General features: G+C 69.6%; 1 protein-coding gene. It reads left to right on the plus strand.

What is annotated here, in order from left to right; genetic code table 11:
• Nucleotides 1-2: 2 nt before the first annotated feature.
• Nucleotides 3-457: Scr1 family TA system antitoxin-like transcriptional regulator (locus G3I42_RS25375; RefSeq protein WP_164289645.1), on the plus strand; the 455-nt coding region annotated here is incomplete at its 3' end.

The following is a 457-nucleotide window of genomic DNA, read 5'->3' on the forward strand; positions in this document are numbered from 1 at the left end:
GCATGATCCTTGGACGTCGGCTGCAGGACATGCGTCTCGCGGCCGGTGCCTCGCTGGAGGACGCGGCGAGGGCACTGCGCGTGACACCCCTGACGATCCGCCGGCTGGAGAAGGCCGAGGTCGCGCTGAAGCCTCTCTACGTGGAGAAGCTTCTGGAGACCTTCGGCGCGGACCGCCAGGAGATAGACGAGTTCGTCGATCTGGCCGAGCAGGCCAACGAGCCCGGCTGGTGGCACTCCTACCGCGACGCCGTGCCCAGCTGGTTCACCGCCTACGTCAGCCTGGAGACCGGCGCCCAGACCCTGCGCACGTATGAACCCCAGTACGTGACCGGCCTTCTGCAGACCCACGACTACGCCCGTGCGGTGCTGCGCGGCGGGTTGCCGAACGGCAGCGACGAGGAGCTGACCCGCCGCGTGGAGCTGCGGCTGCGCCGCCAGAGCCTGCTGGAGCGGGA

Source organism: Streptomyces sp. SID11385 (assembly GCF_010548245.1).
GTDB lineage: Bacteria > Actinomycetota > Actinomycetes > Streptomycetales > Streptomycetaceae > Streptomyces.